Source organism: Agrobacterium sp. CGMCC 11546, from assembly GCF_013365515.1.
Taxonomy (GTDB): Bacteria; Pseudomonadota; Alphaproteobacteria; order Rhizobiales; family Rhizobiaceae; genus Agrobacterium; species Agrobacterium fabrum.
On sequence record NZ_CP047387.1, the window covers coordinates 420,260 to 436,871 of the forward strand.

Annotated in this window: 17 protein-coding genes; 13 read left to right on the forward strand and 4 right to left on the reverse strand. The window is 59.2% G+C overall.

Annotated features, from left to right (window positions below; all coding sequences use genetic code 11):
* Window positions 1-9: 9 nt before the first annotated feature.
* The 12 genes from GSF67_RS02115 to GSF67_RS02170 all read left to right on the forward strand — a co-directional run bounded on the left by GSF67_RS02115 (window position 10) and on the right by GSF67_RS02170 (window position 12,114).
* On the forward strand, window positions 10-849 hold the full coding sequence (locus GSF67_RS02115) for an IclR family transcriptional regulator (protein WP_035215425.1): 840 nt from the start codon (window positions 10-12) through the stop codon (window positions 847-849).
* Between the two features lie 209 nt (window positions 850-1,058).
* A complete protein-coding gene (locus tag GSF67_RS02120) occupies window positions 1,059-1,799 on the forward strand; it encodes a LuxR family transcriptional regulator (protein ID WP_006313191.1) in 741 nt (246 codons plus the stop codon).
* Window positions 1,800-1,877: 78 nt separating this feature from the next.
* Window positions 1,878-3,101 carry a CmpA/NrtA family ABC transporter substrate-binding protein gene (locus GSF67_RS02125; protein WP_006313192.1) on the forward strand — a complete coding sequence of 408 codons (1,224 nt, stop codon included), beginning with the start codon at window positions 1,878-1,880 and terminating at the stop codon, window positions 3,099-3,101.
* A gap of 116 nt (window positions 3,102-3,217) precedes the next feature.
* Entirely contained in the window at window positions 3,218-4,384 is a 1,167-nt protein-coding gene (locus GSF67_RS02130) for an Mrp/NBP35 family ATP-binding protein (protein ID WP_010971088.1), read from the forward strand.
* Window positions 4,385-4,722: 338 nt separating this feature from the next.
* Entirely contained in the window at window positions 4,723-5,700 is a 978-nt protein-coding gene (locus GSF67_RS02135; RefSeq protein ID WP_006309763.1) for a magnesium transporter CorA family protein, read from the forward strand.
* A gap of 15 nt (window positions 5,701-5,715) precedes the next feature.
* A complete protein-coding gene (locus GSF67_RS02140) occupies window positions 5,716-7,635 on the forward strand; it encodes a potassium transporter Kup (protein WP_006309764.1) in 1,920 nt (639 codons plus the stop codon).
* 360 nt (window positions 7,636-7,995) lie between these two features.
* Window positions 7,996-9,159 carry a cell wall hydrolase gene (locus GSF67_RS02145; RefSeq protein WP_006309765.1) on the forward strand — a complete coding sequence of 388 codons (1,164 nt, stop codon included), beginning with the start codon at window positions 7,996-7,998 and terminating at the stop codon, window positions 9,157-9,159.
* A gap of 270 nt (window positions 9,160-9,429) precedes the next feature.
* Entirely contained in the window at window positions 9,430-9,795 is a 366-nt protein-coding gene (locus GSF67_RS02150; RefSeq protein ID WP_006309766.1) for an AtpZ/AtpI family protein, read from the forward strand.
* A 60-nt stretch (window positions 9,796-9,855) separates the two neighbouring features.
* Window positions 9,856-10,605, forward strand: coding sequence for a F0F1 ATP synthase subunit A (locus GSF67_RS02155; protein WP_006309767.1), 750 nt, complete (start codon window positions 9,856-9,858; stop codon window positions 10,603-10,605).
* A gap of 73 nt (window positions 10,606-10,678) precedes the next feature.
* Window positions 10,679-10,906 carry a F0F1 ATP synthase subunit C gene (locus GSF67_RS02160; protein ID WP_003494147.1) on the forward strand — a complete coding sequence of 76 codons (228 nt, stop codon included), beginning with the start codon at window positions 10,679-10,681 and terminating at the stop codon, window positions 10,904-10,906.
* A gap of 79 nt (window positions 10,907-10,985) precedes the next feature.
* Window positions 10,986-11,627: a F0F1 ATP synthase subunit B gene (locus tag GSF67_RS02165; RefSeq protein WP_006309768.1), complete on the forward strand. Its 642-nt coding sequence runs from the start codon at window positions 10,986-10,988 to the stop codon at window positions 11,625-11,627.
* Between the two features lies 1 nt (window position 11,628).
* Window positions 11,629-12,114: a F0F1 ATP synthase subunit B gene (locus tag GSF67_RS02170; RefSeq protein ID WP_006309769.1), complete on the forward strand. Its 486-nt coding sequence runs from the start codon at window positions 11,629-11,631 to the stop codon at window positions 12,112-12,114.
* Window positions 12,115-12,244: 130 nt separating this feature from the next.
* Here GSF67_RS02170 and GSF67_RS02175 read toward each other — a convergent pair whose 3' ends face one another.
* The 4 genes from GSF67_RS02175 to GSF67_RS02190 all read right to left on the reverse strand — a co-directional run bounded on the left by GSF67_RS02175 (window position 12,245) and on the right by GSF67_RS02190 (window position 15,797).
* Entirely contained in the window at window positions 12,245-12,922 is a 678-nt protein-coding gene (locus GSF67_RS02175) for a VOC family protein (RefSeq protein WP_006309770.1), read from the reverse strand.
* Window positions 12,923-13,131: 209 nt separating this feature from the next.
* Window positions 13,132-13,524, reverse strand: a complete 393-nt coding sequence (locus GSF67_RS02180; RefSeq protein WP_083815588.1) for a hypothetical protein — start codon at window positions 13,522-13,524, stop codon at window positions 13,132-13,134.
* A 129-nt stretch (window positions 13,525-13,653) separates the two neighbouring features.
* A complete protein-coding gene (locus GSF67_RS02185) occupies window positions 13,654-14,307 on the reverse strand; it encodes a ribonuclease HII (RefSeq protein ID WP_006309773.1) in 654 nt (217 codons plus the stop codon).
* 332 nt (window positions 14,308-14,639) lie between these two features.
* On the reverse strand, window positions 14,640-15,797 hold the full coding sequence (locus GSF67_RS02190) for a PA0069 family radical SAM protein (protein WP_006309774.1): 1,158 nt from the start codon (window positions 15,795-15,797) through the stop codon (window positions 14,640-14,642).
* A 288-nt stretch (window positions 15,798-16,085) separates the two neighbouring features.
* On the opposite strand from GSF67_RS02190, the gene GSF67_RS02195 reads away from it, so the two are divergent.
* Complete coding sequence (locus tag GSF67_RS02195) at window positions 16,086-16,604, forward strand: glycosyl transferase (protein ID WP_035214466.1); 519 nt, start codon at window positions 16,086-16,088, stop codon at window positions 16,602-16,604.
* The last annotated feature ends 8 nt before the right edge of the window (window positions 16,605-16,612 follow it).

Sequence of the window (16,612 nt, forward strand, 5' to 3'; positions counted from 1 at the left end):
GGATGGCGCATGCCTGACGATAAAAAAGCCAATGGCGGAAAGCCCGATGCGGTTCCGCCCTCGCACCAGAAAACCGAAAACGCCACCGGCACGCTCGGCAAGGTCGTCTCGCTGCTGGAACTGATCGCCCTTGCCGAAAAGCCGATGCGTTTTACCGATGTCGTCGAGGCAAGCGGTCAGCCTCGCGGCACGGTTCACCGCCAGCTCGCGCATCTGGTTGCCGAGGGCCTGGTGGATCATGCCGCCGATCAGACCTATGCGGTGGGGCTGAGGCTCCTGCAACTGGCGGCGAAGGCCTGGAGCGGCAATGATCTGCGCAGCGTCGCAGCACCTCATCTTTCGGCCTTGCAGGAAGCGACGCAGGAATCCGTGCATCTCGCCGTTCTGAACGGCGGGCAGGTCACCTATCTCGACAAGATGGAGGGCCGCCATACATTGCGCATGCATTCACAGGTCGGGAAAACCTCGCCGGCCTATTGCACGGGGGTGGGCAAGGCAGCGCTGTCGCTGCTGCCCGTCGATGAGCTGGCGGAACTTGCCGCAGGAATGGAGTTTCACCGTTTCACGGAGTCGACGCTGATAACGCCGGAAGCTCTGATGGCCGATGTCGCCGCCATCTGCGACAATGGTTACGGTTTCGATCTTCAGGAACATGAAATCGGAATTCATTGCGTCGCCGCACCGGTCCGGGCGCCGGGCCGCAATTTTGTGGCGGCGATCTCGGTCACCGGTCCCGCCTACCGGGTGGATGCGGAACAACTGCGCAACTGGGCGCCGCTGGTGCGCGAAACGGCCGATAAAATCTCTGCGGAACTCGCCTGCAGATTATCCCCGGTTGCGGATGATTGAGAGAAAAACGGCGCGCCCCGTCGGGTTTCACCGCCAGAATTGGCCGTGAGGACACTCATACATGTGTGTTAGTAATTATTTTCGACTATTCGGAATTAAACTTTCAACTTTTGTTTGCATGAATCGATTTGCTGAGTAACATCCCCCACAATTCCGGGCAGGGGCGGGGCTTTTGCGGCGGCATTTTCTCATTCTCGAAGAACGCTTTGATGCAGAAAACAGAAACGGCCGCCGTTCAGTCGATTGGTGTGGATTGCGTTCGCGAGATCGCCGGTCTCAACACGCAATTCGATATATTCCGCTTCCTGAAACGGCTGACGGAGGCCTGGGAGTTTCGCGCCTTCATGGTGCTCGACCTGTCGTCGGAACTGGCGAGCGAATTGTCGCAATATACTGTTATCACCAGCTGGCCGGCCGAGCTTTTGCAGCGTTATGATGAAGAGGGCATGCTGCAGAACAGCCGGGTGATGGCGCAGCTGAAAAAATCGACCATACCCTTCTCCGTCTCCATGGATTTTCTGGTCAACGGCGAGGAGCATATCGCTAATAAAACGGTGATAGGTCTGTTCGAGCGCTTCGAGATGGTGAATTCGGTCTGGTTTCCCGTTCACGACGTCACCATGAGGCGCGGCGCCATATCCTTTTCAGGCAATAAGGCGGTTCTGCCAACCAACCGGCTTGCCGAACTTTTGTACATTTCCAGCCATGTCTTTGCCCGGCTATCTGAAATCCGCCGCCTGGACCTCAGGGTTCCCGAAACCTTGAGCGAGCGGGAGATCGACTGTCTGAACTGGACCGCCGCCGGCAAGACGAGCGCTGAAATCGCTGAGATCATGATGCTCTCGGAACATACCATCAATCACTACCTGAACCGCGCGACCAAAAAACTCGACACGGTCAACCGCACCCAGGCTGTCGCGAAAGCGCTGCGGGTCGGCCTGATAAAATAGCGAAATCATAATTTTATCATTGTGATAAACCGCTACCTGGGCGATCCTCCTTTCGAATCACCGGAAAGGAGAAATCGTTTGCCGGAACGGCATAAGGTTAAAGCGGGATTTTCTCCGACTATCGATTGCGCCGTGTTGATAGCCGCTGCCGAAAAAGGTTTTGCTGCCGATGAAGGCATAGAACTGGAACTTTTCAGAGAGCAGTCTGCGCGCGCCGTTCTCGCCGCACTTGGCGGGGATGACATTCACATAGGGCATCTGCCCGCACCGGTTCCGGTCGGCTCCGCTGTCGGCCTCGATGATCTGCCGGCCGATATTGTCGGCGTTTTCACGCTTTCCCTCGGCGGATCGGCAACGGCGGTTTCCCATGGATTTTACGATGAGCTTTACCGCGAAGGGATGAAGCTGCCCGATCCGGCTGCCTTCGGGCGGGCCATGGCCCGCGTCTGCGCCGCGCGGCGGGCGGCGGGCAAAAATCCGCCGGTCTTTGCTGTGGAGGATATTGTCTCCACGCCCTTTTATACCTTGCGTTATCTGCTCGGAAGCTGCGGCGTCCTGCTCGGCCGGGACATGGAAATCATCGAGGCCCTGCCGAAAGCAATGCCCGCACTTCTGGAAAGCGGCAAAGTCGATGCACTCTGTACCGCCGAACCGGCCGGCAGCGCCGTGGTGCTCGGCGGCGCCGGGCGGATCGTCACCACGGGCGCCCTGATCTGGCATAATGCGCCGGAAAAGATACTGGCCGTGAAAAAAGGCTGGGCGGAGGAAAATGCCACTTTGCTGGAAGGATTGCTGCGGGCGCTCTACCGTGCCGGCGAATGGTGTGCGAACGACGCCAATATCGAGGAGCTGGCCGGCATTCTCGCCGCCCCTCAATACATCGATGAAAACGGTGAATTCCTGCTGCCGGCGCTGACCGGCTATATTTCCACTTCGCAACGGGACATGCAGCGTTTTCAGGAATTCTTCGTGACGAGCGCCAAGGCGGCCAATTTTCCATGGCAGAGCCAGGCGCTATGGTTCTTCAGCCAGATGCTGCGCTGGGGCGAAGTTCCCGCTGAGCGACGGCTGGAACCAACGATGGCGGAGGCGGCGCGCAATGCCTATCGGCCGGATATTTTCCGCAAGGCCATGAAGCCGCTTTTCGTACCCGTGCCGGGCGCCAATCTGAAGCTTGAAGGCACGCTGAAGGAACCTGTCCATGTCGGCGCCTCGCGCACCGGCCTCGTCCTTGGCCCCGACTGTTTTTTCGACGGCCGTGTCTTCGACCCGGAAACGCTCGAGATGGACGACGAAATCTGAAACCGCAGCGTTAAATCGTCGCGAATACCTGCCGCCTGCGCTTTGGCATTGGCGAAGCGCTCCGGCTTGGCTATGGATGCACGCAATACCCTGGAATGATGTAGCGGAGGATGAACATGGCAGAGGTCAGCAAGAACCAGGTCGAAAAGGCGCTGGAAACGGTGATCTATCCCGGCAGCGGCAAGAACATCGTCGCGCTCGGCATGGTCTCGGAAATCTTCATCGCCGACGCGAAGGCCTATTTCTCCATCACCGTTCCGGCCGACAAGGCCTCTGAAATGGAACCTCTGCGGCTTGCAGCCGAACGGGCGGCCAAAAGCGTGGAAGGCATTGCCGGCGCGGTCGTTGCGCTGACGGCCGATCGCAAACCCGGCCAGCAGCAGCCCGCCCCCGCAGGTCCCACCCCCGCGCGTCCCGCCGCAGCAACCGGCCGGCCCGCCGCCGCGCCCGGTCGGCCGACACCGCAGCCGGGCTCGTCCAAGGTGGGCGTGCCGGGCGTCCGCGCCATCATCGCCGTGGCGTCGGGCAAGGGTGGCGTCGGCAAATCAACGACGGCCGTCAATCTGGCGCTTGGTCTGCAGGCGCTCGGCCTCAAGGTCGGCATGCTCGATGCCGATATTTACGGCCCCTCGCTGCCGCGGCTCTTGAAAATCTCCGGCCGTCCGAAGCAGCAGGAAGATCGCATCATCCTTCCCATGGAGAATTACGGACTGAAGGTCATGTCCATGGGCTTTCTGGTGGATGAGGAAGCTGCGATGATCTGGCGCGGGCCGATGGTGCAGTCTGCCCTGATGCAGATGTTGCGCGAGGTGGCCTGGGGTGAACTCGATGTGCTGGTGCTCGACATGCCGCCCGGCACGGGCGATGCCCAGCTTACCATCGCCCAGCAGGTGCCGCTTGCCGGTGCGGTCATCGTCTCCACGCCGCAGGACCTGGCGCTGCTCGATGCGCGCAAGGGTATCACCATGTTCCGGAAGGTGGAGGTGCCGCTGCTCGGCGTCATCGAGAATATGAGCTATTTCATCGCACCGGATACTGGTGCGCGCTACGATATTTTCGGCCATGGCGGCGCCAAGGCGGAAGCGGAGAGGATCGGCGTGCCGTTTCTCGGCGAAGTGCCGCTCACCATCTCCATCCGTGAAATGTCGGATGCCGGAACCCCGGTCGTCGTCGCCGAGCCGGATGGCCCGCAGGCCGCGATCTACCGCGAGATCGCGGAAAAAGTCTGGGCGCGGATGGGTGCTGACGAGAGAAAAGCCGCGCCGAAGATCGTTTTCGAATAGAGCGGTATGCCCCCGGTGCAAATGGATGTGCGTCGGCGGGCTCCGAATAGTCCTTTTAAAACAGAAGATTAATCGCCAGTATCGGGCATGTTTTCGGGGTTTGAACTCCAGAGATGCTTCGCCTGCAATGCTGTCGAGAAAAAATATTGCTTGATTGCATCCCGCTTTGGGCGCATACGCCTGCGCCGTTTGGCTCTTGGTCCGTCGGGCTGGTGGGATAGTCTGTCCTGCGCGTTCCGGAGTACTCTCGAAGTGTCGTCCAGAGGTTTGCCGACCGCAAACAGGATATGTTAAGCAGCATTGCGGCTGATGCCTGCGATGTGGAGCGGAGAAACGGATTGATAAAAGCCTATCGCGCCAATTGCGAGGCGATCAGCCTGTCGACAGACGACGGCTCCGGACCGATTCCCGACGACATCGTCTGGATCGATCTCGTCAATCCCGACAGGGCGGAAGAGCAGCGTGTGGAAAAGCTGCTGGGCGTTGAACTGCCGACGCGCGAAGACCTCAAGGATATCGAGCCTTCCAGCCGCCTCTATATGGAAGACGGCAATGTCTTCATGACCGCTTCTCTGGTGTGGAAGGCGGATTCGGACGATCCGCGCCTGACCGATATCGCCTTCATTCTGATCGGCAAGCGTCTGGTGACGATCCGTTATGCCGAGCCGAAATCATTCCATCTTTTCATCGCCGCCATCACCCGCGCGCCGCACGAGATGCGCAGCGGCACGGCGCTGCTGTTGAAACTGCTGGAAACCATCGTCGACCGGACCGCGGAAATTCTCGAAAATTCAGTTACGGGCATCGACAATCTCGCCGCCGACATTCTCGGCAGTCAGGCGCGCAGCAAACGCAAGGCACCCCGTTATCTCGAAGATCGCCTGACCAACATCGCCGCCTATCACCGGCTGATCTCGAAGCTTCGCGTCAGCCTCGCATCGCTGGCGCGGCTGCAGACCTTCCTGTCCACCAGCGACCAAGCGCGCGAGGACAAGGGGGCAAAGGAACAGGGTAAGTCTATCGGGCGCGATATACAATCGCTGAACGAACATGCCTCCTTCGTTTCCGGCAATCTGACATTTCTGCTCGACGCCTCTCTCGGCATCATCAACATCGAGCAGAACGGCATCATCAAGATTTTCTCGATCGCTTCGGTGGTGTTTTTGCCGCCAACGTTGGTGGCTTCGGTTTATGGAATGAACTTTCAGCTCATGCCGGAGTTGAACTGGACATTTGGTTATCCCCTTGCGCTGGTCGTCATGCTGATGTCCGCCATCATCCCGTTTCTCTTTTTCCGCTGGAAGGGCTGGCTCTGAAGAGCCAGGATCATCATGTCTCAAATCGCAGACAAGGACGTTGCCGAGAAACCGGATGCCGATGACTCGCACAAGAACAAGGGGCTTTATGCCGCCATCCTTGGTTCCATCGGTGTCGTTTACGGTGATATCGGCACCAGTCCGCTTTATGCCTTCCGCGAAGCCCTGAAGCCGATCGCCTATGATGGCGTGACGCGGGAGGAGGTCATTGGTCTCACATCGCTGATGATCTGGTCGCTGACGATCATCGTGACCTTCAAATATATCACGCTTCTGCTGCGTGCCGACAATGACGGCGAAGGCGGCACGCTGTCGCTTCTGGCGCTGCTGATGAAGACGGCGGGCACGCATCGCAGCGTTCTAATCGTGCTCGGTCTCATCGGCGCCGCCCTGTTCCTGGGTGACGCGATGATCACGCCGGCGCTATCGGTGCTTTCGGCGGTGGAAGGTCTGAAGCTCGTCACGCCTGCCATGGACGACTTCATCATTCCGATATCCGTCTGCATCCTCATCGGCCTCTTCGCGATCCAGTCGCATGGCACGGGCACGGTGGCGAAGTTCTTCGGCCCGATCACGGCGGTCTGGTTCCTCGTGATGGGCGGTGCCGGCCTTATTCATATAGCCGATGATTTCGGCATTCTTTTTGCCTTCAATCCCTGGCATGCGGTGGAGTTTCTCGCCAATGAAGGCTTTTACGGCGTCGTCGTGCTCGGTGCGGTCTTCCTGACGATCACGGGTGCTGAAGCACTTTATGCAGACCTTGGCCATTTCGGCCGCCGCCCCATCCAGTGGGCGTGGTTCTGTCTGGTTTTCCCGGCTTTGACGCTGAATTATCTCGGGCAGGGCGCGCTGGTCCTGAAAGACCCGGCAGCCATGTCCAATCCGTTCTACCTGATGTTCCCGCAATGGGCGATCCTGCCGGCCGTCATTCTGGCCACCGCCGCGACCATCATCGCCAGCCAGGCGGTGATTACAGGCGCGTTTTCGCTGGTCCGTCAGGCGATCCACCTCGGTTACCTGCCGCGTATGGAAATCCTCTTCACCTCGGAAACCAATACCGGGCAGATCTATCTGCCGGCCGTCAATACCATCCTTTTGTTCGGCGTCGTGGCACTGGTGCTCACCTTCAAAAGTTCGGATGCGCTGGCCACCGCCTACGGTATTTCGGTTACCGGCGCGATGGTCGTCACCAGCCTGATGTTCTTCGAATTCGTGCGCAAACGCTGGCAATGGTCGATTTGGCTGGCGCTTGCTGTGCTGACCCCGCTTCTGCTGCTGGAACTGATCTTCCTTGGCGCGAACCTGCTCAAGATCCATGACGGTGGTTACGTGCCGGTGCTGCTGGCGATCGCCTTCACCGTCATCATGACCACTTGGCAGCGCGGCTCGAGAATCCTTTTCGCCAAGACCCGCCGCGGGGATGTGCCGCTGAAGGCCTTCGTCGCTTCGGTGGAAAAAGAAAGCGCCCATGCGCCGGTGCGTGTGCCCGGCACCGCGATTTTCCTGACCGGCGATCCGGAGGCAGCACCGGCGGCATTGTTGCACAATCTCAAGCATAACCATGTCCTGCACGACAAGAACGTCATCCTGACGATCCGCACCGAGGACCAGCCGCGCGTTCGCCCGGAGGACAGATACACGCTGACGAAACTCAGCGATCGTTTTGCTGTGGTCGAGCTGCATTTCGGCTTCATGGAAACCCAGAACGTTACACAGGCGCTGGGCTATCTGAGACGCACCGGCTACAAGTTCGACATCATGTCGACCTCGTTTTACCTCGGCCGCCGCAAGCTGGTGCCGGATCCGAAATCCGGCATGCCGGGCTGGCAGAACCGTCTGTTCATCGCGCTTGCCGAAACCGCTGCCGATCCCTCCGACTATTTCCGCCTGCCTGCAAACCGTGTGGTGGAACTCGGCTCTCACGTCGTCGTCTGATGGAGCCATCCGGCGGCGCGCCGGTTCCTGTTTTCTCCGTCATGCCGGCCTCGAGACGGTATCCGGCCGGCCCAAGTCCTTGGGCTGAAGGCAGTCTTCTCGCCGCGCGGACGCGCGTCGGCTCGATTCCGGCTCGAGGCCGAAATGACGGATGTGGAGATGCTGTGTGGGACAGTTATAGCCGGCATATGCAAACCCGATGCACCCGCCACGCCAATTAGAATATGTTCACACACTAACGTGAAGGCACCTTCCTGCGCGGCGTTAACCAAGCATCAAGGTTAATAAGAGATTCTTGAACACCTGTATAAAATTCGGTTGTCGTTGTTCGGAGTGCTGGTTTTGCGTTCGAAAAGTGTAATGCGTCGTCGGTCCGCCATGTCCCGAGAGGGGTGGGCGTCAAAATGGACCTCGCCCGTCGTCTTCGGCCTTGCCGCCTGGCTTGTCTTTCCTTCTCTTGCCGCCCGTGCGGATCTGGCCTCGCTTCTGGCGGGGCTGGACAATGGCGGTGAGCAATGGCGCATGGTGCTGACCGCCTCTCCGGCAGGTTCGGTGCACAATGCCTCGCTCACCTTCAATGATGCGGCAGGCGATGCGGCGCTGCATGGCAGCGGCATGATCCTGCCCAATGGCAGCAAGGTCGCTTTCGTCACCAACAAGAAGGGTGAGTCAACGACGCCGGATAGCGAGCGTGTCAACCGCGCCGCCAAGAAAGGCCGCATCGTCGCAACCGAAATCATGCAGCCGCCCAAGGCCTTCACTGCCGGTTCCGTCCTCCAGCGCACGAGCATGCTGGATATCGAGCCGCTAAAGCGCAAGGACCGCACGGCCTTCGTCAAGCCGAAACGCGGCAAGGACGTCGAACTCGCCTCCTTCTATTTCCGCCGCGACGAAAAGAAGGCGGACAAGAGCATCTCGCCGATGCTGGCGGAACTTGTCACCAACCGTACTCCGGATATTCTCGCCACGGCCTATGCGCCGGCTGCCCCCGATTTCGCCCGCGAATCGCCTTTCGACGCCATTCTCAAAAAGCCGGAGGCCGGCCGTTTCGTGCCGCAGATCAGTGCGGACGATCATGCATGGGCGGCGACCCCGCTGCCGGCCGAAGTCTTCTCCGCCGCCGAGCAGCAGTGCCTCGCATCCGGCATCTATTTCGAGGCACGCGGTGAATCGGTGAAAGGCCAGGCGGCGGTGGCGCAGGTCATCCTCAACCGCGTGCGCAACCCCGCCTATCCGAAAACCATCTGCGGTGTGGTCTATCAGAACAAGGATTGGCGCAACCGCTGCCAGTTTTCCTTCGCCTGCGACAATATAAAAGACCGGGTGAATTCCGAACGTCACTGGAAAATGGCGCGCGAAGTGGCCATGGCCACCACCGCTGGCAAGATCTGGCTGACGGAAGTCGGCTCTGCGACTCATTATCATGCCGTTTATGTTCGCCCCGCCTGGGGAAAATCCATGAAGAAGGTCGGCAGGATCGGCCTGCACGTCTTTTATCGTACCTATGGTGGCGGCTGGAGCTGATACCACCGCCAATTTGTCGCATTTTGCGTGTCAAAAATGCCGATTCCCTCGCGAAACATCGCCGCCAAACTGTGATTTGGCATTAAGTCATTGTTGTAAAACGATAAATTTGTATCGAAACAAGCTGCGCCAGTGCCTTGACTAGCGAAGCCCCTAAAACTATGTTGCGCGCGACTTCAGAGCGGGCTGGAACAGGCTTAATCCGTCACCGTTTACAACTCCAAAGGGTTCTGGCATGGCTGGAACGGAGAAAATGGGTGGGATTTTAAGATGACTGGCAACCGTGACGATAGTCTGGACGAGCGTCGCAAGCGCCTTGCTGATGAGTTGGCAAAGGTGAAGGCGGAGGATGAGGCGGACGTGAGGGCGGAGACCAACGCTGCGGAAAACCGGAAAGGTTTTGCGATGGCGGTCAAGCTCTCATCGGAGTTCATTTCGGCCATCGTGGTCGGCGCTATGCTGGGTTATCTTCTGGATTATTTTGTCGGCACGACGCCGTGGGGGATGATCGTTCTTCTTCTTCTCGGTTTCTGCGCAGGCGTATTGAATGTGTTGCGCTCGACGGGCGCGGTGGCCAAGCCGCCGTTGCTGGAGAAGGCGGACAGACAGGACGAGGGTGGAAAAGGCGGCGCTTAAGCTGTTTTTTCTTGCAGTTGAGATGCCGCGATGCGCGGCGACAGGTAAAGAGGGCAGCCGGTGGCAAACGATCCGACCCATCAGTTCTTGGTGCAGCCGATCATTCCGATCGAAATTGGCGGCGTCGATTTTTCCTTCACCAATGCGTCGCTGTTCATGGTTGCGACCGTGGCTGCCGCGTCCGGCTTCCTTTATTTCGCAACGTCGAACCGCGGTCTGATCCCGACCCGCATGCAGTCCGTTGCCGAAATGTCCTATGAGTTCATCGCCTCCATGCTGCGCGAAGGCGCCGGCAAGAAGGGCATGGTGTTCTTCCCATTCGTTTTCTCGCTGTTCATGTTCGTGCTGACGGCAAACCTTCTCGGCATGTTCCCGTATTTCTTCACGGTCACCAGCCAGATCATCGTCACTTTCGCGCTTGCCTGCCTCGTCATCGGCACGGTCATCGTTTACGGTTTTTACAAGCACGGCCTGCATTTCTTCGGCATCTTCGCCCCGTCAGGCGTTCCGAAGGCGCTTTTGCCGCTTGTCGCGTCGATTGAAATGATCTCGTTCCTGTCGCGCCCCATCAGCCTTTCGGTTCGTCTTTTCGCGAACATGCTGGCTGGCCACATCACGCTCAAGGTTTTCGCAGGCTTCGTCGCCTCCATGGGTGCGCTCGGCGCACTCGGCGTCGGCGGCGCTGTCCTGCCTCTCATCATGACGGTCGCAATGACCGCTCTCGAATTTCTCGTTGCCTTCCTGCAGGCTTATGTGTTCGCGGTACTGACTTGCATGTACCTGAACGATGCCGTGCATGGTGGTCACTGAGAAGTAAAGTCGCTGGCCCCGGCAACGGGCGCCAAAAGATAGCCGCAACAACCTATATCTCAAGGAGTCTCACATGGAAGCGGAAGCAGCAAAGTACATCGGCGCAGGTCTCGCATGCCTCGGCATGGCTGGTACGTCCCTCGCACTCGGCCGTATCTTCGGTGATTACCTCTCCGGCGCACTGCGCAACCCCTCTGCTGCCGACAGCCAGTTCGGCCGTCTGGTATTCGGCTTCGCCGTTACGGAAGCTCTGGGCATCTTCTCGCTGCTCGTTGCTCTCCTTCTCCTGTTCGCTGTCTGATAACGGCATCAGGTCTGGATCACGGCCCGCAAATGGCGTGCCGTGATCCTTCGCATTTGCAGTCCCCCTGGAGGTGAGCATGTTCGTGACCGAGGCTTATGCCCAGTCAGCACCGACCGTAGGTGAAACGCATACGGAAACTCCGGCCGTCGGCCAGCCGCAACCGGAAGCCACGCACACGGAAACCGGTGTAGCGCATGGCGCCGAACACGGTGCTTCCGGCGTTTTCCCGCCGTTCGACCAGTCTACTTATGCATCGCAGGTCCTGTGGCTCGCGATCACGTTCGGCCTTTTCTACCTGCTCATGCAGAAGGTCATCGTTCCGCGCGTCGGCGGCATTCTCGAAAACCGTCACGGACGCATCGCACAGGATCTCGACGAAGCGGCGCGGCTGAAAGCCGAAGCCGACACAGCCGTCGAAACCTATGAAAAAGAACTCGCGGCAGCCCGCGCCAAGGCAAGCTCGATCGGCGCCTCGGCACGTGACGCCGCCAAGGCGAAGGCCGATGCCGACCGCGCCGCAATCGAAGCCGGTCTTGCTGAGAAGCTCGCCGCCGCCGAAAAGCGCATTGCGGGTATCAGGGATCAGGCATTCGCGGATGTTGGCGCAATCGCCGAGGAAACCGCGACCGCAATCGTCGACCAGCTGGTTGGCGCCAAGGTCAAGGATACCGACGTCAAGGCCGCCATTGCCGCCGCTTCTGCCGTGAAGGGAGCCTGACATGGCATTTGATGCATCATTTTTCGCTCTCGTCGGTCTCGTCCTTTTCTTTGTCCTGATCGCCTATCTCAAGGTTCCGGGCATGCTCTCCAAGTCTCTGGACGAGCGCGCACAGAACATTCAGGACGAGTTGGCCGAAGCCAAGCGTCTGCGCGAAGAGGCCCAGCACCTGCTGGCCGAATATCAGCGTAAGCGCAAGGAAGCTGAAGCGGAAGCCGCAGGCATTGTTGCCGCCGCCGAACGCGAAGCCGCAGCGCTCACCGAAGAAGCCAAGCAGAAGACGGAAGAATTCGTCGCCCGCCGCACGGCTCTTTCGGAACAGAAGATCAAGCAGGCCGAAGAAGACGCCATCGGCGCCGTCCGCGCCGCCGCCGTCGACATTGCCATCGCCGCTTCCGAGAAGCTGCTGGCGGAAAAGACCACGTCTGCCGCAAAGGCCAAGCTTTTCACCGCCACGATCGGCGAAGTGAAGTCGAAGCTGAACTGAGATTTATCTCGGGCTGATTAGAAACCCCTCCGGCGAGAGCTGCGAGGGGTTTTTTTGTTTGAGTTGGCAAAGCGGATTTCAGCCGAGGAAATGCAGGCTAAACCATCTCAACAAATCACCGGGCGTGATATCAGGTCAGCTCTCTCAATCCAGCAGGCGTTTCGATAAGCGCCCGGTAACGCATGGATGGCGCTTCGATAATCCTTGGAGGATGTTCTACACCGAGATCGCGGTAAAGCGCTTCGACCCCGGCCGGATCTGGGTGTTCGAGGATGAAAGCGTGAAGCCGGGCTCCGAGATCGGGAATGAAATCGATATAGCTCGAGTTGCCGCGATGATCGATGACGGAGGGAGCCACACCGTCCAGCGGCAGCGAACCGTCGGCGGGTATTGCGAAGTCGAACGTAGGATCTTCGGGTGGCAGAGCCACCCGACCGCCGATGACCGCCCGATGGGCGGCTACAACGGCATCGATTGCTGCAGTGTTGGCAACCCAACCTCTCAGACGCCGGCCGGCATTCCAGTCCGATTCAATTTTTCCCGGATCATCGAGACCGAACCAGCGCGGCCTACTCGGTTTCATCCCACCCGGGTCGCGGGCGACGATTTCCAGATAGACGGAAGCTCCTAGATGAAGCCGGTGATTATGTGTGCCCATATAGTCATGGCGGGTACCGAACGGCACGGTGATACCAAGGCAGTTTTGGACATGGGCCACCCCTTCGGGAAGCGTCGGGGCTACTACTGTGATATGGTCGAGCTTCAGCAATTCCGGAAACTCCGATAGGCTCTTCTGATATTTCGCCAAAGAGACACCTGTTCTGGTGTGATTTATAAAATGTCGCCTCACAAGAGTTCTGCAAGTACAAGATTTTCCACACTCGCTTCAACAGGCATCCCTCGAGGACCGGCTGGGTCGGGTTACGAAATCCGGGCGGGGCCGTGACTGGCGCCCTTCGGATTTTGGTGTTCTCGATGCGGAAGTCCGATTACGCTTACGCTTTGCGCTAAAGGCAATCAGTATTGCGGAGGAAGTTCAAAACCTTTTGGCAATGAAACCCAGATGACGGTCTGTGCTTCTGGAGAATGTCGCGAAAGATGGCCTTTGCCGTGCGTGTGTGCGACCAGCACGAAACTACCAGCGGAAACATGGCGGACCTCGCCGTCGCTGGTTTCGTACACAACCGAACCGTCAAGCCGAACTGTAAGTACTGGCTCCGGTACCCCATGCCATGCAACTTCTCTCATCCCTGCTGGGATGTGAGTGATGCGGACGCGAGAGGCGGGATAACTGGCTGTTACGTCAAATGGAACGGCGTCGGGATGGACCGATACCTTTGTTGTTGGCAATTCGATTTCATCGAAGTGAGACTCACCATCGGGTGAGGCGTAGATACGCAGGCACTTCATTAGGAATATCCTATGAAAAACGGATCGTGGCGATGAGTAGTCACCTACCATGATGAAACCTCAACCACCACTGATTTGATCGCTTCGGGTCAACAACGAAAATCTTGGTTGCTTCCCACTACTCCGCCATCAGTCCCTCTTCAACGGCCGAAAGCTCATCCGGTGGAGCGCGCAAGGCCCATGGCTTTCGATGGCGCGCAGATGGGCCGGCGTGCCGTAACCGACATGCCCTTCGAAGCCGTAGGAGGCGTGCACCACGCCGGCGCGTTCCATCATCCGGTCGCGGGTAACCTTGGCGATGATCGAGGCGGCGGCGATGGAGAGGGAGCGGGAATCGCCCTTAATGACGGCCTTGGCTTCGCAGGGGATGCCCGGTGGCCTGTCACGGCCGTCGGCCAGCACGAGGGCGGGGGGGATTTCGAGGCCGAGCACGGCGCGGCGCATGGCGTCGAGGCTGGCACGCAGGATATTCATGCTGTCGATCAGGCCGGGGCCGGAGGAGGCGACCGACACGATCGAGGTTTCCATGATCTGCACAAAAAGGCTTTCCCGTTTCTGCCTGGTCAGCTTCTTGGAATCGTCCATGCCTTTGGGAATATTATCCGGATCGAGAATGACGGCCGCCGCAACCACCGGGCCGGCAAGTGGCCCCCGGCCTGCCTCATCCGTGCCGGCCACGGGCCAGAGGCCCTTCTTTTTGGCTTCCAGTTCGAAGGCGAAGTCCGGGCCGGTATCGACAAGGTCGAAAAGAGCAGGAGAATCGGGTGTGGCGGTGCGTTTCATGCGGCGAAACTCGCATACACACCCGATCTCCTGCAAGCCCCCGGAAGCGGGCGATGACAGGCGCGGTGAGCCGGGGTCGAGGGGCGTGGCTCACCGTGCCCCTTAGGTCGTCATGACCTTTGATCCTCCAGCGGGGCGGCGGAGGAAAAACGATCGCACGCGAGGCGGCGGGTTCCGGGGGCAATGTCCGGCAGGCCAGGGAAAACCCACCGGGCATTTCGTCAGGAGCATGGCCGGTTAAACGAAGGACCGGCGCTCCAAATAATATTCTTCCTGATATCGGCACGTCGGTAAGATAGCCGTAATCAACAGCGACGCTTTCAGCGCCGGTTTCAAAGCAGTGACAATTGCACCCCGGCACCCCCCGGCGGCACGAAGAGATCGTCGCGCAGATGAATGCCACGGCGGATAAGGCCAAGCCTTTTCGTCGCCATCTCGAAACGCCGGCCGATCTGCCAGGCATAGGGACCGGCGCCCTTCATGCGCTTGCCGAATTCCGCGTCGTAATCCTTGCCGTCACGCATGGAGCGCACCAGCGACATGACATGGCGATAACGGTCCGGATAGTTGCGCAACAGCCAGTCGCGAAACAGCGGGCTCACCTCCAGCGGCAAGCGCAGCAGCACATAAGAAGCCTCGGTCGCCCCCGCTGCCTTGCCGGCCTCGAGAATACGTTCGATCTCATGATCGTTGAGGGCCGGAATGACGGGCGCCATCATCACGGCCACGGGAATTCCAGCCTCCGTCAAAGCCTTTACCGCCTCCAGCCGTTTCTCCGGCGTGGCAGCGCGCGGTTCCATGTTGCGCGCGAGCTTGCGGTCCAGCGTGGTTACGGAAATGCCGACCTTGGCGAGGCCCTTTTTGGCCATCGGCGCCAGAATGTCGATATCGCGCCTGATCAGCGCCGATTTGGTGACGATGGCGACGGGGTGATCGGCCTTGGCCAGCACTTCCAGTATCTGCCGCATGATGCGCCATTCGCGCTCGATCGGCTGATAAGGGTCGGTATTGGTGCCGATGGCGATCACCCGCGGCTTGTAGCCCGGTTTCGCCAATTCCCGTTCCAGCAGCTTTGCCGCATCCGGCTTGGCGAAAAGCTTCGACTCGAAATCGAGCCCGGCCGAAAGCCCCATATAGCTGTGGCTAGGCCTTGCGAAACAATAGATGCAGCCATGTTCGCAACCGCGATAGGGATTGATGGAACGGTCGAACGGGATATCTGGAGATTCGTTGTGAGTTATAATGCTGCGCGGCTTTTCGACCTGCACCTCGGTGCGGAATTCCGGCATATCCTCAAGCGTCTGCCAGCCATCGTCGAAAACCTCGCGCTGCAAGGCCTCGAAGCGCCCGTCCGGGTTCAACCCGGCGCCCCGCCCGCGACGACGGTCGATCTCGATGCGCAGGCCGGATGCATCGGCAAGCGCATTGGCAATATCAGGCATATGGCTCGGCTGAAAGGCGGCCTGCCCGTCAAGCGTATGGTTTCTCATCTGGATGCTCCCAGAGCGCTGCACGCCATCAAGGCACGCTCAACGCCCTAAACCGTTTCCATCCGGAGCGGCGTTTCCTCGCCGTCCGAATGATTAAATTCCTACATCAGGAACGAGAACAATACAAGAACAAAATTGTAAAAATACGACCGGCCACACGGCCCGAAGCGCAAATGGCGGAAGCCGGATGGTTCTCGACGCCGGTGCAATGTGCCGCACGGATCGGGCTATTCTCCATCGCAAAGAGGCCAGTGGCAATTTATTGTGCGATGCGTTAGAGCTATGCCTATGTTGACAGTCTTAATGGAATGCCGGGATCAGGAACCGGAACTGGCGCACACGCTGTCCGCGCTTGTGACCGGTGCCGTGGAAGGGCTTGTGAGCGATGTGGTGATCCTCGATCACGGTTCGCGCGATGGATCGTCGCGCGTGGCCGATGCTGCCGGTTGCCGCTTTTATGGGCAATGGGACATTCAGGAAATCCTGCAATCCGCGCGTGGCGGCTGGCTGTTGTTGATCGAGCCCGGTGCGCGCCCGCAGGCGGGCTGGATCGACGAAATCCTCGAATATGTTGCGATCTGCCCTGATCCCGCACGTTTTTCGCCGTCGCGTTATCACCGGCGGAATGTCTTCAGTCGTGTGTTGCGCCGCGCACCGCCGCTGGAACACGGATACCTCCTGCCAAAGACACAGGCCCTTGCAATCGCAAAATCGGGCATGAGCCTTAAGGAGCTGGTTGGCGGGCAAAAGCCGCGCCGCTTGAATGCGGAAATGGTGCCGGCCTGGGCTTTGCGAACGCCGGCCTGAGGCCGGCA

Excerpts from the sequence above, each read along its gene's own strand:
- GSF67_RS02130 (WP_010971088.1), top strand. The coding sequence starts at position 3,218 with ATGGCAGAGGTCAGCAAGAACCAGGTCGAAAAGGCGCTGGAAACGGTG.
- GSF67_RS02140 (WP_006309764.1), top strand. The coding sequence starts at position 5,716 with ATGTCTCAAATCGCAGACAAGGACGTTGCCGAGAAACCGGATGCCGAT.
- GSF67_RS02185 (WP_006309773.1), bottom strand. The coding sequence starts at position 14,307 with ATGAAACGCACCGCCACACCCGATTCTCCTGCTCTTTTCGACCTTGTC.
- GSF67_RS02195 (WP_035214466.1), top strand. The coding sequence starts at position 16,086 with ATGTTGACAGTCTTAATGGAATGCCGGGATCAGGAACCGGAACTGGCG.
- GSF67_RS02165 (WP_006309768.1), top strand. The coding sequence starts at position 10,986 with ATGTTCGTGACCGAGGCTTATGCCCAGTCAGCACCGACCGTAGGTGAA.
- GSF67_RS02115 (WP_035215425.1), top strand. The coding sequence starts at position 10 with ATGCCTGACGATAAAAAAGCCAATGGCGGAAAGCCCGATGCGGTTCCG.
- GSF67_RS02150 (WP_006309766.1), top strand. The coding sequence starts at position 9,430 with ATGACTGGCAACCGTGACGATAGTCTGGACGAGCGTCGCAAGCGCCTT.
- GSF67_RS02160 (WP_003494147.1), top strand. The coding sequence starts at position 10,679 with ATGGAAGCGGAAGCAGCAAAGTACATCGGCGCAGGTCTCGCATGCCTC.
- GSF67_RS02170 (WP_006309769.1), top strand. The coding sequence starts at position 11,629 with ATGGCATTTGATGCATCATTTTTCGCTCTCGTCGGTCTCGTCCTTTTC.
- GSF67_RS02180 (WP_083815588.1), bottom strand. The coding sequence starts at position 13,524 with ATGAAGTGCCTGCGTATCTACGCCTCACCCGATGGTGAGTCTCACTTC.
- GSF67_RS02190 (WP_006309774.1), bottom strand. The coding sequence starts at position 15,797 with ATGAGAAACCATACGCTTGACGGGCAGGCCGCCTTTCAGCCGAGCCAT.
- GSF67_RS02120 (WP_006313191.1), top strand. The coding sequence starts at position 1,059 with ATGCAGAAAACAGAAACGGCCGCCGTTCAGTCGATTGGTGTGGATTGC.
- GSF67_RS02145 (WP_006309765.1), top strand. The coding sequence starts at position 7,996 with ATGCGTCGTCGGTCCGCCATGTCCCGAGAGGGGTGGGCGTCAAAATGG.